This window comes from Verrucosispora sp. NA02020, assembly GCF_013364215.1.
Classification (GTDB): domain Bacteria; phylum Actinomycetota; class Actinomycetes; order Mycobacteriales; family Micromonosporaceae; genus Micromonospora.
Genome location: NZ_CP054923.1, coordinates 4,761,409 through 4,774,696 on the forward strand (window position 1 = coordinate 4,761,409; position 13,288 = coordinate 4,774,696).

General features: G+C 72.2%; 12 protein-coding genes. 3 read left to right on the forward strand and 9 right to left on the reverse strand.

Going from position 1 to position 13,288, the window contains the following annotated elements:
* Position 1 precedes the first annotated feature (1 nt).
* Together HUT12_RS20815 and HUT12_RS20820 are read right to left on the reverse strand one after the other, a co-directional pair.
* A complete protein-coding gene (locus HUT12_RS20815) occupies positions 2-1,006 on the reverse strand; it encodes a carbohydrate ABC transporter permease (RefSeq protein WP_131054784.1) in 1,005 nt (334 codons plus the stop codon).
* Positions 1,003-2,310: an extracellular solute-binding protein gene (locus HUT12_RS20820; RefSeq protein WP_176094434.1), complete on the reverse strand. Its 1,308-nt coding sequence runs from the start codon at positions 2,308-2,310 to the stop codon at positions 1,003-1,005. Before HUT12_RS20820 ends, HUT12_RS20815 begins: the two co-directional genes overlap by 4 nt.
* Positions 2,311-2,449: 139 nt before the next feature.
* Here HUT12_RS20820 and HUT12_RS20825 point away from each other — a divergent pair, with 139 nt between their 5' ends.
* Both HUT12_RS20825 and HUT12_RS20830 read left to right on the forward strand, forming a co-directional pair.
* A complete protein-coding gene (locus HUT12_RS20825; protein ID WP_131054782.1) occupies positions 2,450-3,457 on the forward strand; it encodes a LacI family DNA-binding transcriptional regulator in 1,008 nt (335 codons plus the stop codon).
* Positions 3,458-3,607: 150 nt separating this feature from the next.
* Complete coding sequence (locus HUT12_RS20830) at positions 3,608-4,633, forward strand: hypothetical protein (protein WP_176094435.1); 1,026 nt, start codon at positions 3,608-3,610, stop codon at positions 4,631-4,633.
* A 53-nt stretch (positions 4,634-4,686) separates the two neighbouring features.
* Here the strand turns inward: HUT12_RS20830 and HUT12_RS20835 are convergent, their stop codons facing one another.
* From HUT12_RS20835 to HUT12_RS20845, 3 genes are read right to left on the reverse strand one after another with little or no spacing between them, the layout of a single operon-like run.
* Complete coding sequence (locus tag HUT12_RS20835; protein WP_176094436.1) at positions 4,687-5,151, reverse strand: hypothetical protein; 465 nt, start codon at positions 5,149-5,151, stop codon at positions 4,687-4,689.
* Complete coding sequence (locus HUT12_RS20840; protein ID WP_176094437.1) at positions 5,126-5,758, reverse strand: RNA polymerase sigma factor; 633 nt, start codon at positions 5,756-5,758, stop codon at positions 5,126-5,128. The genes HUT12_RS20835 and HUT12_RS20840 overlap by 26 nt, the downstream gene beginning before the upstream one ends.
* 16 nt (positions 5,759-5,774) lie before the next feature.
* Positions 5,775-7,097 (reverse strand): S8/S53 family peptidase, encoded by a 1,323-nt coding sequence (locus tag HUT12_RS20845; RefSeq protein WP_254876905.1) that lies wholly within the window; start codon positions 7,095-7,097, stop codon positions 5,775-5,777.
* Between the two features lie 167 nt (positions 7,098-7,264).
* Here HUT12_RS20845 and HUT12_RS20850 point away from each other — a divergent pair, with 167 nt between their 5' ends.
* On the forward strand, positions 7,265-9,886 hold the full coding sequence (locus HUT12_RS20850; RefSeq protein WP_176094439.1) for a CHAT domain-containing protein: 2,622 nt from the start codon (positions 7,265-7,267) through the stop codon (positions 9,884-9,886).
* Between the two features lie 10 nt (positions 9,887-9,896).
* Here the strand turns inward: HUT12_RS20850 and HUT12_RS20855 are convergent, their stop codons facing one another.
* Genes HUT12_RS20855 through HUT12_RS20870 form a run of 4 tightly spaced genes read right to left on the reverse strand, consistent with a single transcriptional unit; the run spans position 9,897 to position 13,285 of the window.
* Positions 9,897-10,805 (reverse strand): PmoA family protein, encoded by a 909-nt coding sequence (locus HUT12_RS20855; protein WP_176094440.1) that lies wholly within the window; start codon positions 10,803-10,805, stop codon positions 9,897-9,899.
* Positions 10,802-11,434 (reverse strand): hypothetical protein, encoded by a 633-nt coding sequence (locus HUT12_RS20860; RefSeq protein ID WP_176094441.1) that lies wholly within the window; start codon positions 11,432-11,434, stop codon positions 10,802-10,804. Before HUT12_RS20860 ends, HUT12_RS20855 begins: the two co-directional genes overlap by 4 nt.
* Complete coding sequence (locus HUT12_RS20865; RefSeq protein ID WP_176094442.1) at positions 11,418-12,302, reverse strand: carbohydrate ABC transporter permease; 885 nt, start codon at positions 12,300-12,302, stop codon at positions 11,418-11,420. Before HUT12_RS20865 ends, HUT12_RS20860 begins: the two co-directional genes overlap by 17 nt.
* On the reverse strand, positions 12,302-13,285 hold the full coding sequence (locus tag HUT12_RS20870) for a carbohydrate ABC transporter permease (RefSeq protein ID WP_131056866.1): 984 nt from the start codon (positions 13,283-13,285) through the stop codon (positions 12,302-12,304). The genes HUT12_RS20865 and HUT12_RS20870 overlap by 1 nt, the downstream gene beginning before the upstream one ends.
* Between the last annotated feature and the right edge of the window lie 3 nt (positions 13,286-13,288).

Sequence of the window (13,288 nt, forward strand, 5' to 3'; positions counted from 1 at the left end):
GTCAGTTCGCCCTTCCGGTCGTGGCACCCTGGATGTCACGGCGCAGCAGGAACCGCTGGAACAGCAGTGCCGCGACGAACGAGATGACGAAGAGGATCACCGCCACCGCGTTGCCGTACCCCCACAGCCGGGCGAAGAACCCGTTGTCCACCATGTAGGTGGCCATGGTGGCGGAGGCCCCGAGCGAGCGGACGGCGGGCACCGAGGTCACCCAGATCACGTCGAAGACCTGCAACGAGCCGATCATCGACAGGAACATCCAGATCCGGATGGTGGGGCCGAGCAGCGGCAGGGTGACGTGCCGTTGGATCTGCCACCAGCTCGCGCCGTCGATGGCGGCGGCCTCGTTCAGCTCCTGCGGCACGTTGGACAGGCCGGCGAGCAGCAGGATGATGGCGAAGCCGACGTACTTCCAGGTGAGCACGAACAGCAGCGTCCAGATGACGATGTCCAGGTCGGCCAGCCAGGCCTGCACCAGGCCGCCCAGCCCGATCGACTGGAGCAGCGCGTCCAGGCTGCCGTTCGGGGTCAGGATCAGCTTCCACATGATGCCGACCGTGACCTCGGCCAGCACGTACGGCACGAAGGCCAGCAGGCGGAACAGGGTGCGGCCCCGGAAGTGCCGGTTGAGCAGCAGGGCCACGCCGAGGGCGACCGGGCCCTGCAACAGCAGCGAGCCGAAGACGATGATGGCGTTGTTGCGCAACGCGTCGAGGAAGATCGGGTCCTGGAACGCCATGACGTAGTTGTCGAACCCGATGTACTCGGTGGGCGGTCCGACTCCACGCCAGCGGAAGAGGCTGTAGTAGAGCGCGAAGCCCATCGGTACGAGGACGAACGTCACGTAGACGACGATCGCCGGGGTGGTGAGACCGATGATCTCGTACCACTTGCGTCGGGTCTCGGCGGCCCGGTCCTTCGAGGGGCGCCGGACGGGCCGGAGCCCCGCCGGCGGCGCGGAGGCACCGCCGGCAGGGTCCAGTGTGGTGGGGTTGGTGGCGGTCACTTGCGCGCGGCCGCCTTCATCGCCTCGACGACCTGCTCGGGAGTCCCGTTGCCGGCGAAGATGGCGACGATCGCGTCGTTCATCGCGTTACCGACGGTGCTGCCGAACGCGGTGTCCAGCCAGAGCTGCACGTAGGTCGCACCGGTGGTCGCCTCCAGGATGGAGCGCAGGGCCGGGTCCTGGACGCCGTCCTCGGCACCCTTGGCGACGGGCAGGCCGGTGCCGGTCTGCGCGTAGCCCTTCTGCACCTCGGGGCTGACGATGTACTTGAGGAACTCGACGCACTCGCCCGGGGCGTTCTTGGCGCAGGCGAAACCGTCGCCACCGCCGAGCGCCGCCTTCGGGTCACCGGCGGAGCCGGAGATCGCCGGCACCGGGAACCAACCGATGAACTTGTCGAGCGCCTCCTTGTCGTTGGTCACCGTCTCCAGCGAGCCCTTGTTCCAGTCGCCCATCAGCTCCATGGCGGCCTTGCCGTTGGCGAGCAGACCGTTGGCGCTGGTCGGGTCGTTCTGACCCGGGGTGGCGATGAAGTTGTCCTGGAACGGCTTGGTGTCGATGAAGGCCTTGAGGTCCTGGCCGGCCTTCACGAAGCACGGGTCGTCGAAGACCGTCTCGGCGCTGGCCTTCTTCAGCGTGTCCACCGAGCAGGCGCGCAGGGCGAAGTTGTACCACCAGTGCGCGGCGGGCCACTTGTCACCGGCGCCCAGCGCGATCGGGATCACGTTGATCGCCTTGAGCTTGGTGACCGCGTCGTTGAGCTCCTCGAACGTGGTCGGCGGGGCGGCGATGCCGGCCCGCTCGAACATGTCCTTGTTGTACCAGACGCCCTCGATGCCCATCCGGTACGGCAGACCGTACTGCTTGCCGTCCACCTGCCAGATCTCGGCGGCGCTACCGATGTTGTCGACCTCGGACTTCGCCTGCTCGGTGATGTCCTTGAGGTAGTCGGCCTCGACCTGCTCGCGGATCTCGCCGCCGCCCCACGCCTGGAAGATGTCCGGCGGGTCGTTGCTCAGCAGCGCGGCGGGCAGCCGGGTGCGTTGGAGCTGGTTGGTCTCGATCCCCTCGATCTCGATCGTGACCGTGGGGTGGAGCGCGGTGAAGTCGGCGGCGACCTTCTCCCAGTAGGTCTTGCCGGGCCCGTCCTGGGAGGCGTTGTGCCACCAGGTCAGGGTCACCGGGTTCTTGAACAGCTCACTCTCCGGAGCTTCGGACTCACCCCCGCCGCCACATCCGGCGGCAAGCAGTGCGGTGGTGATGGACAGCGCTATGGCGGTGGTTACGCGGCGCTTCAAAGCCATCGGTATCTCCTCGACGTATCAGTCGCGGTGCTCGGCCTGCCGGCGAGTTTTACAGCCGTGTAACTCAGTGTCAATCGGTGTCGATAACGTTTTCGACTCGCCGTCGGCAGCGCTCGTCGAGCCCTCTATCATCGTCGGCGTGGCGTTCCCGCAGCGTGTCAACATGTCGGACGTGGCCCGAGCGGCCGGCGTCTCGGTCGCGACTGTATCCAAGGTGGTGAATGGCCGGTACGGCGTGGCGCAGGCGACCGTGGAGCGGGTTCAGCAGGTCATCCACCAACTCGGCTACGAGGCCAGCCTCGGCGCGCAGAGCCTGCGCAGCCACCGTACGAACGTGCTGGGGATTCTGGTGGCCGAGTTCGAACCGTTCTCCACCGAGTTGCTCAAGGGCGCCTCGTCGGAGGTCACCGGCACCGGTTACCAGTTGCTGGCGTACTCCAGCGGTGACGTGGCCGGTGCCGCCGTCGGCTGGGAACGACGCTCCCTGGCCCGGCTCTCCGGGACGCTCATCGACGGCGCCGTGATCGTCACCCCCACGGTGGTGGAGACCAAGCAGGGCTTCCACGTGGTGGCCGTCGACCCGCACACCGGGCCGTCCGGCCTGCCCACCGTCGACTCCGACAACTTCGCCGGTGCCGTGCTCGCCACCAACTACCTGCTCTCGCTCGGCCACCGCCGCATCGGGCACATCTCCGGCCGCGCCGACCTGGAGTCGTCCCGCCTGCGCGAGGCGGGCTTCCGGCAGGCCATGGCCGACGCGGGCGTGACCGTGGACGAACGGCTCGTCCGCGTCGGTGGGTTCCGGATCGAGAGCGCCGCCGGCACCGCCGCCGAACTGCTCGCCCTCCCCGACCGGCCGACCGCGGTCTTCGCCGGCAACGACCTCTCCGCCATCTCGACCATCGACGTGGCGCAGAGCATGGGCCTGTCGGTACCCGACGACGTCTCCGTGATCGGCTTCGACAACGTCCCGGAGTCGGCGCTGACCAACCCGCCCCTGACCACCATCATGCAACCGATCCAGCGGATGGGCGCCGAGGCGCTGCGGCTGCTCGTCGACCTGATCGCCGGTGTGGAGCGCGACTCCCACATCCGACTCCCCACCGAACTCGTGGTCCGCGCCTCCTGCCGCCCGTTCCCCGCCTGACGCCGCCCGGCGGGGCATTCGCCCGTCCTCGCACCATCTGACGACAGGTATCACCGGCTCGGTTACCGGCTCCTGAAGAACGTCATCGCGCCGAAACGGTACGGACACCCACCGTGACCGGCGCACGCTCCTTCGATAGGAGAACCTGTCATGAGCAGTGCAGGAAGACGGGTCCGCCGCGCCACGGTGGTCGGGCTCACCGCCGCGATGCTGACCGGTCTGCTGGCCGTCACCGCCGCCGCCGCGGTGCCGGTCGAGGCGGTCCCGGCCGCCGCCGCAGCCGCCCGGACCGACGTCTACATCAAGGACACCACCGCCGACGTCGGAGGCGAGCCGCACGCGCTGAACCCGCTCTGGGCCAGCCCCGACATCAAGGTCTGCCCCACCGCGATCGAGTGCGCCGTCAGCCAGAACCCGATCGTCGGCGTCACCAACTACCTCTTCATCAAGCTGCGCAACCCCGGCCCGTACGGCTCGGGCACCAGCAACGGCGTGCTTCGCGTCTATCGGACCACGCCGGGCGGCGGCGCGGTCTGGCCGACCCACTGGACCCAGATCGGCGCGGCCAACGTGGTCTCCTTCGCCGGGGTCACCACGGTCACCATCCCCTGGACCGGAGTCCCCGGGCCGGGGCACTTCTGCCTGCTCGCCCGCTGGGTGTCCGCGACCGACCCGATGACCTTCGAGGGCCCGGACATCAGCACGAACACCCGGCACAACAACAACATCGCGTGGCGCAACGTCGACTCGGTCCAGCTCGCCGTGGGCGGATCGCCGGCCGTCCGGCCGTTCGCCATCGGCAACTCGCTGACCGTACCGTCCAGGAACGAGGTCGTCTTCGCGGCGGCCGAGCCGCTCCAGGCGATCGGCGGTCGGGTCGTCGTCGATCTCGGCCCGGAACTCTTCGAGCGCTGGCGGGCCGGGGGCGCGGTCGGCACGGGTGTCCGCGCCGTCGGCCGGACGCAGGTGGAGATCGTCGAGCCCACCAGGGCCAGCCTGGGCAACCTGGCGCTGAACCCCGGTGAGCGCGCGGAGTTCTCGCTGCTCTTCTCGGCCACGGCCGACAGCCAGCGGGAGATCTCCTTCACCGTCACCCAGTTCGGCCCGGACAGCAGCGGCGCCCGGTCGACCGACCTCGGTGGTGTGCAGTATCTGATCAGCACTGTCAAGCGGTAGCTCGCACCGCAGCGAGGGTCGTGGGTCGGAGGGGGCTCACGACCCTCGTGGCGTCAGCGCAGGCAGACCCAGTCGGTCGCCACCACGTGTTCGCCGGTGTACGCACGCAGCTGCACCGGCCCGGTCGGCGGCACCCCGAGCGAGAAGAGACCCACCGCGTCGACCGTCGCCTCGTCGTAGACTCCGCCCACGGTCCGGGCGCTGACCCGACCACGACCGGCCGGCGAGACCTGACCGACGATGCCGGCGTCGCTGACCTCGATCTCCAGCACCATCCCGTCACCCCGGAAGCAGAGGCTCCGCGCCGAACCGGAGGAGCGGGTGAGCCCGGCCGACTCCGGTTCGAGCACCGAGTCGAAGGTCAGCTCGGCCAGGGTCACCTCGGCGTCCGTCCGCCGCCGGGCGAACGCCGCCCGCGCCGCCGTCAGATGCTCCTCGGGCACTCCCTCGGAGTCCCAGAGCGCGGCGACCAGTTCCGCCGCCAACCTGCCGTCATCGACCGGCGGCCACGGCTCCATCGCGGTCACCCCCCTGCCGTCCGGTGTCCGGCCGCAGTCCCAGGTACGGGGCCAGCACCGCGCAGTCGCGCAGTCGCCGCAGGCAGCGGGCCTGGGTCGGTCCGATGCTGCCGACCGGTACGCCCAACCGCTCGGAGACCTGCCGGTAGCTCGGCGGCGGCTCGGCCATCAGCAGCGAGAGCAGTTCCTGGCACCGGGAGGGCAGTTGGGCGAAACCCTCCCGCAGCGCCTGCCGCCGTTCCGCCCGTAACAGGTCCTCCTCCGGCGGCGCGACGTCGGCCCACGTCCCGTGGTAGGCGTCGAGCGAACCGTCGGAGGGGTCGACGGGTTGGGTCCGCCGGACGAGACGCGACATCCGGTAGCACTCCCGTCGGGTCGTGACGGCCAACCAGGCCGCCAGCGCCTGCGGCTCGCGTACCTGCTCCAGGTGCTCCACCAGGCGCAGCCACACGGTCTGGTTGACATCGGCCGCGTCGGCGCCGCTCAGGTCGTGCGACCGGATCACCGAGTACACCAGCGGGGTGTACCGGCGCACCAGCTCGGTCCAGGCCGACTCGTCCCCGTCTGCCGCGGCGGACACCAGGGCCCGCACGCTCGGATCGGTCACCACGCCGCCCTGCCGCTCATCCGACGAGCACGCCGTAGTCGGGGTGCCAGCGCGGTGCCGCGAGCAGGGCCAGCCGGGCCGCGTCGGCACTCAGTCCCGCCCCGGTCATCAGGGCGGCGAGTCGACCCGAGACATGTGCCGTGGCGAACGACGTACCGGCCCAGGTGGCGTACCTGTGGAACAGCCGGGTCGGTCGTCCGGGCAGCGGCAGCCGCCCCTCGACGTACGTGCTGTCCCGCCGGCCGAGGGCGCAGGCGTCGACCCACGCCCCCCGGCCGCTGTAGTCCGCCGGGACGACCACACCCGCGGTGTCCGTCTCGACGGCCCCGACCGCCAGGACCCGGTCCAGCGCGGCCGGCCACACCGGACGGGCGACACCGGCGTTGCCGGCCGCCGCCACCACCGCCGTCGTCGGGGGCATCGCGGCCACCGCGTTGGCCAGTGGCAGCGAGGGTTGGTCGTCGAGGGTGAAGCCGCCCAGCGAGAGGTTCACCACCGACACCTCGCCCGAGAGCCGACTCAGGGCGGCCACCAGCATCGACTCGTCCCCGACTCCGGTGGGCGCCAGCGCCGCCTCGGGATCGAGGCGTACGCCCGGTGCGGCCTGCCGCACCACCCCGGCGACGAACGTGCCGTGCCCGCCCTGCGGGGCGAGCACGTCGGTGTGCACGTAGAGCGGGTCCTCGTCGTCGACCTCCGGGAGGTACGTGCCGCCCAGCCACTGCGGGTGCCGGTTGCCGGCCTGCCGGCAGATGCCGGTGTCGCAGATGCCGACCGTCACCCCCGCCCCCTCGGACTGCCGGCCCGGATCCGGCGGTGGCAGTGCGGCGAGAGCGCGGGGCGGCCCGCCCGGATTACCCATGATGTTGCCGAGGCCGAGCAGCACGTGGTGCGGTTGGACCAGCGGCACCGGCGCTCCGGGCCACTGTCGGGGGTCGCGCAGCTTCGTCACGAGCGCGGGGATGTCGGCCTCCGCGGCGAAGACCAGCCGGGCGACACCGCCGAAGCCGACGCCGAACGTCACCGGGTTGCCGCTGGCTCTGAGCCAGGCGGCGACGCGCTGGGCGTCGGCCGGGGCGGTGAGCACCTGCCGGGGTCGGTACAGCACCTCCCGGCCGGGTGCGGCGTGGCGCCGCACGGTGCGGTCGGCGTCGAGCATCGCGGTGAACGCGAGCTGGTAGGCCTTGTCGTCGGCGACGGTGTCGTCGCCGAGGGCCGGCGCCGGCCGTACGGTGGACGCCAGTGGCACCGCCACCGTGGCCAGTGCGGACACCGCCAGGAGGCGCCGTCGGGAGAGCCGGGTGGTGACGGGTGGCACGGTGGGACGGTCGGGCAGCACGGGTCCTCCCAGGCGACTCGGGAGGCGGCACGTCACTGGTGGTCCGGTGCGGCGGGTTCCCGGTCTCCGGTCAATTCTTCCAAGCGATCGGCGCATGTCAATGCCAAAGACATACTCACCGTCACACGTCGACCACTCGGGGAGATATCGACGATACTCAGCGGGTGGTGACCTCTCTGCCCGTGCCGGACCGCACCGCTGACGGCGCCGGGACCGCCCAGGCGGCACTCGACACCGTCCAGCGCTCCCCCAGCCAGGCGATCACCATCGCCGAGCGGGTGCTCGCCGCCCGGTCCGACGCCGACGAGCGCTCGACCGCCGACCGCGCCATCGGTCTGGCACTGCGCGAACTCAACGACCTCTCCGGCGCCCGGCGCCACCTCCGTCGGGCCGTGCGGACCGCCGGCACGGCCCGGACCCGGGCGCTGGCCCGGATGAGCCTCGGGTACGTCCTGGCCAGTTCGGGGCACACCGCGGCGGCGCTGCGGGCGGTGACCGCCGCGCTGCCGGAACTGACCGGGGCCGACGCCGGTCGGGGCCGGATGCAGCGGGGCGTGGTGCTGCACTACCGCGGCCGGTACGACGAGGCGGTGCGGGACTACGGCCTCGCCATCGACATCGCCCAGCGCGAGGGCGACCTCCTGCTGGAGGCCCGGGCCCGCAACAACCGGGGCCTGCTCAACGCCCACCGGGGCACCACCGGCGGCGCCGACGACCTGTCCCGGGCGGCAGCCGCCTTCGAGGGGCTCGGCCTGGACCTCGCGGCGGCCGACGCCCGGTGGAACAGCGGGATCGCGGCCGGTCGACGGGGCGACATCGCGGCGGCGCTGCGCTGTTTCGCCGCCGTCGGCGAGGAGTACCGGCGTCTCGGCGTCCCCCGGCCCGCGCTGTTGCTGGACCGCTTCGAGTTGCTGCTGTCGGTGCCCCTGGTGGACGAGGCGGTGGAGATCGCCGCCGTCGCGATCCGGGAGTTGCGCCGCCGTGGCATGGCCTCCGACCTGGCCGAGGCGCTGCTGGCGCAGGCGCGGGCCGCCCTGCTCGCCGGTGACCTGGCCACCGCCACCGAGGCCGCCGCCGCCGCCCGGACCCGGTTCCGACGGCAGGGCCGCCGCACCTGGGCCGCGTTCGCCCGGCACGTCGAACTGCGTGCCGAGGCCCGCCGGGGGACCCGGACCACGGCCCTGCTCACGGCGATGACGCGGACCGCCGACCAGCTCGACGGCACGGGCTGGTCCGATCCCGCGCTGAGTACCCGCATCGACGCCGGCCTGCTGGCCACCGCGACGGGTCGCCCCGACCGCGCCCGGGCCCTGTTCACCGTCGCCGCCCGCGCGCGGGCCCGGGGCACCGCCCCGCGACGTGCCCAGGGCTGGTACGCCCTCGCCCTGTCCCGCCGACTGGGCGGTGACGAGGCGGGTGCGGCCCGCGCGCTCCGTCGCGGGCTGGGTGTGCTCGACCGGCACCGGACGTCGCTCGGCGCCACCGAACTGCGGGCCAGCAGCGGGGCGTACGGGCAGGAACTGGCGGCCGAGGGTCTGGACATCGCGATCCGGGCCGGGGCGCCGGCGCAGGTCCTCGCCTGGGCCGAACGGTGGCGGGCCAACGCGCTGCGGATGCGGCCGGCGCTGCCACCCGACGATCCCGACCTGGTCGCGGCGCTCGCCGAACTCCGGCTCGTCAGCGGCCTCCTGGAGGACGCGGTCCTGGCCGGACGTCCGGTACGCGCCCTGCGCGGCCGGCAGACCCGACTCGAACAGCGGATCCGGGACCTCGCCCGGCGGGTACCCGGCGGAGTCGGGGTGACCGCCCCGCCCGGTGTCCGTCGGCTGGCCGACCGGCTCGGCACCCGGGTACTCGTCGAACTCGTGGCGCACGGCGACCGGCTCGGGGCGGTGCTGGTCCGCGACGGCCGGGCGAGCCTGCACGACCTCGGCTCGCTCGCCGAGGCGGCGAGACTGGCCCGATGGCACCGGTTCGGGCTGCGGCGACTGATCGTCGGCGGCGATCCCTCCGCCGCACGGGCCGGCGCCGCACACGCGGCGGCGGCACTCGACAGCCAACTCTTCGACCCGTTGCGGCGACACCTCGCCGACCGGCCCCTGGTGATCGTCCCGGTCGGGGTCCTGCACTCGGTGGGATGGGCCGGGTTGCCCACCTGCGCCGGCCGGGCCGTCACGGTCGCCCCCTCGGCGACGGTCTGGCTCGAGGCGGACCGGCGTACCACCTGGGCGGGTCCGCCCGTGCTGGCCAGCGGTCCGCGCCTGGCCGCCGGGCGGGCCGAGGTGCGACGGCTCGCCGAGGTGCTGCCGGGAGCCCGGTCGCTCGTCGGGCCGGACGCCACCGCCGGTGCGCTGACCGCCGCGCTGGACGGTGCCGGCATGGTGCACATCGCGGCGCACGGCACCTTCCGCGCCGACAATCCCCAGTTCTCCACGCTGGAGCTGGCCGACGGGCCGCTGTTCGCCTACGAGTGGGAGCGCGTCGCCCGGCCACCCGGCTGCGTGGTGCTCTCCGCCTGCGAGTCGGGGCTGACCGACGTACGCCCCGGCGACGAGATCATGGGTTTCGCCGCGGTGCTGCTGGCGCTGGGCACCCGATGCCTGATCGCCACCGTCCTGCCGGTGCCCGCCGAACCCACCACCGCGCTGATGGTGGACCTGCACCGACGGATGTGGGCGGGCGCCCGCCCGGCCTCGGCTCTCGCCGACGCCCAGCAGGCGTTCGTCGCCACCGGCGACAGCACCGCCCGCGCCACCGCAGCCGCGTTCGTCTGCCTGGGCGCCGGATGACCGGGCGTCCCTAGGACGCGCCGCCGACCAGCGCGGCAGCGGTGGCGCGATCCAGCGCACCGTCGGCGACGGCGACCCGATAGCGGCCGTGCCGGCTGGAGCCGGCCGGGATCGTCACGGTCTCCTCGAACGCGAACGCCACGCAGACCCCCGGGTACATCGAGGTCCGCACGAACCACCGGTCGCCGGGCCTGAGGCCGCTGAAGACCAGGGTGTACGCCGCCCCGCCCGGCGCCCGAGCCCGCATCGCCACCCACGGTTCGTCGCCGCCGTTGACCTGTTCCTCGCCGGTCGACGAGTCGCTGAAGACCTCGGGCTCCCCCTCCGCCACGGCACGCCAGAAGAAGCCGCCGTAGCCGGCCCCGCCGGGGCGGCCGTTGGTCGCCGGGCTGCCCAGTGTCACGTCCCGGTCGGCGGGGGCGGTGAGGGTGCTGGTCACCTCCAGCCGCCAGGCACCCTCGGGGTCCGCGTCGGACATCCCGTCCGCCGGGGCGGGCAGCGCCGAGGAGGTGAGGGTACGCCGCTCGGTGAGCAGCACCGCACCGGACGGGTCACACCAGTGCAGCCGATGGTCGAGGCGGTCGGCCGCCCGGTGTTCCCAGCCGGCGTGCACGATCCGGCCGTGGTCGCCCCGCCAGGTGTAGCCGACGTCGCGGACGTAGGTGCGTCCACCCCAGAGGTTGGTGCCGTCGACGTCCTGCACGGCCAGCGAGGCGCCGAGGTGCCAGACGTGGTCGGCCGGGAGCGCGTCGGTCACCGGCACGCCGGCCAGGGTGCGTACCGGGTGCAGGTAGGGCCGGGGCCCGTGCGTGGCGTCGAGGTCGGGCGCGAGCACGTACCGGGCGACCGGCGTGCCGGCGACGACCAGGTGCGGATTGTCGTCGGCACAACGCGTACCGGTGAGCGGTTCGGTGGTCACGACAGCTCCGCCTCGACGACCGACCGGCGGCGGGCCACGGCGTGCACGGCGGCCAGCGCGTACCCGGCGAGAATCGGCACCGCGACCGGGGTGACCAGCACGCCGAGCAGCGCGGCGACCACGCTGGTGCCGGCCAGCGCGGCCCCGTGCGCGGGGTGGTCGAGGCAGATCCGGGCGGCCCGGCTGGCGGCCGACCGCCAGCCGGTGCCGCCGGTGCGGCCCACCTCGACCACGACCGCGGCGGCGTACCCGAGCAGGCCCGCCGCGACGACGGTGGTGACGCTCAACGCCAGCGCCCCGCCGGGCACCCGGCCGGTGCCCAGCGCCACCAGGTCGGCGGCGAGCAGGCCCACGGCGACGAGCCCGAGGAGCGCCACCGGCAGGCCCGGCAGCAGACCCCGGCCGAACCGGGACAGCGTCTGCCGGGCCGTCGGCCAACTGCCGGTGGCGAGCCAGTCGTGCACGGCGGCGCTGGCGGTGCCGACCGAGGTGCCGGCGGTCAGCACCGGCAGCGCGGCGAGCACCGTCAGGATGCCGACCAGCGCCAGGTCGGCGGCGTCGCGGACGGTGTCCCGCCAGTCGCGGCGCGGCGGGCGCCGGTGGTGGTCGTCGTCAGCCCTTGAGTCCACTGGTGTTGATCCCCTCGACGAGCATCCGTTGGAAGGCCACGAAGAACACGAAGACCGGCAGCAGGGACAGCACCGACATGGCGAACATCGGCCCCACCGCGCTCTGGCTGGTCGAGTCGATGAACAGGGTCAGCGCCACCGGCACCGTGTAGTCGCTCAGGCTGGACAGGAAGACCAGTTGCCGGAAGAAGTCGTTCCAGGTCCAGATGAACGAGAAGATCGCGGTGGTGACCAGCGCGGGCCGGCTCAGCGGCAGGATGACGTGCCGGAAGATGCCGAACGCGTTGGCGCCGTCGATCCGGGCGGCCTCGTCCAGTTCGCGCGGGATGCTCCGCATGAACTGCACCATCAGGAAGACGAAGAACGCCTCGGTGGCCAGGAACTGCGGGATCAGCAGCGGCAGGTACGGCCAGTCGCCGCCGACCAGGCCGAGGCTGCGGAACAGGATGTACTGCGGCACGATCAGCACGTGCCCCGGCAGCAGCAGGGTGCCGATCATGACGGCGAACCACATCCCGCGCAGCCGGAACTTGAGCCGGGCGAAGGCGTACGCGGCCAGCAGGCAGCTCACCCCGTTGCCGACCACGGTCAGCAGGCTGACCATGGCGCTGTTGAAGAAGAACCGGCCGAAGCCGACGTCGAAGTTGGTCCACCCGTTGGTGTAGTTGCCGGGGGTGAACGTCTCCGGCAGCAGCCCGATGTTGTTGACGATCTCCTGCTGCGACTTGAACGACGTGCCGATCATCCAGATCAGCGGGTAGAGCACCACCGCGACGATGGCCAGCAGCACGATCAGCCGCAGCCAGGAGCGGCTGCGCGGGCGTTGCGGGCGGGTCGCCACGGGTGGCGCCACGGTGCTCGCCACCATCAGCGGTCCTCCCCGTCGGAGTAGTGCACCCAGAACCGGCCGGTGCTGAAGAAGACGACCGTGATGAGGGCGATGGCGATCAGGAACACCCAGGCCATCGCGGAGGCATAGCCCATCTCCAGGTCGGTGAAGCCGGTGATGTAGAGGTTCAGCGTGTACATCAGGGTCGAGTCGACCGGGCCGCCGGTGCCGTTGCTGAGCACGAACGCGGCGGTGAAGCCCTGGAACCCGTTGATGGTCTCCAGCACCAGGTTGAAGAAGATCACCGGGGAGAGCATCGGCAGCGTCACGTTGACGAACTTCCGGAACGCGCCGGCACCGTCCACCGACGCGGCCTCGTACAGCTCGGTCGGCACCTGCTTGAGCCCGGCCAGGAAGATCACCATCGGTGCGCCGAACTGCCAGATGGCCAGCACCATCAGGGTCTCCAGGGCCCAGTCCGGGTCGTTGACCCAGGGCTTGCCCTCGATGCCGAACAGCGCCAGGAAGGAGTTGAACGCGCCCTCCCGGTTGAACATGTTCACCCAGACGATGGCCAGCGCCACGCTGCCGCCGAGCAGCGACGGCAGATAGAACAGACCCCGGAACAGCCCGACCCCGCGCCAGGCCCGGTTGAGCAGCAGCGCCACGCCGAGGGCGGCGGCCAGTTTCAGCGGTACGGCGATGAGCGCGAAGCTGAGCGTGACCCGGACCGAGTGCCACCACGACGGATCGCTGGTGAACATCCGTTCGTAGTTGGCCAGCCCGACCCACTCCACCTCGGACCAGGGGGTGAGGATGTCGTAGTTGGTGAAGCTGAGGTAGAGCGACAACAGCATGGGCATCGCGGTGATGGCCATCAGACCGATGAGCCAGGGCGACAGGAAGACGTAACCGGCCAGACCTTCCCCGTGCCGGATCCGTCCGGTCCCGCGCCGGGTGGCGTCGGGCCGGACGGATCCGGTGCCGCGGCGGGTCGGGTCGGGCGCCGTGGTCAGGGCCACGAA

Coding starts and splice junctions, on each gene's coding strand:
- HUT12_RS20820 (WP_176094434.1), bottom strand. CDS start 2,310: ATGGCTTTGAAGCGCCGCGTAACCACCGCCATAGCGCTGTCCATCACC.
- HUT12_RS20830 (WP_176094435.1), top strand. CDS start 3,608: ATGAGCAGTGCAGGAAGACGGGTCCGCCGCGCCACGGTGGTCGGGCTC.
- HUT12_RS20835 (WP_176094436.1), bottom strand. CDS start 5,151: ATGGAGCCGTGGCCGCCGGTCGATGACGGCAGGTTGGCGGCGGAACTG.
- HUT12_RS20865 (WP_176094442.1), bottom strand. CDS start 12,302: ATGGTGGCGAGCACCGTGGCGCCACCCGTGGCGACCCGCCCGCAACGC.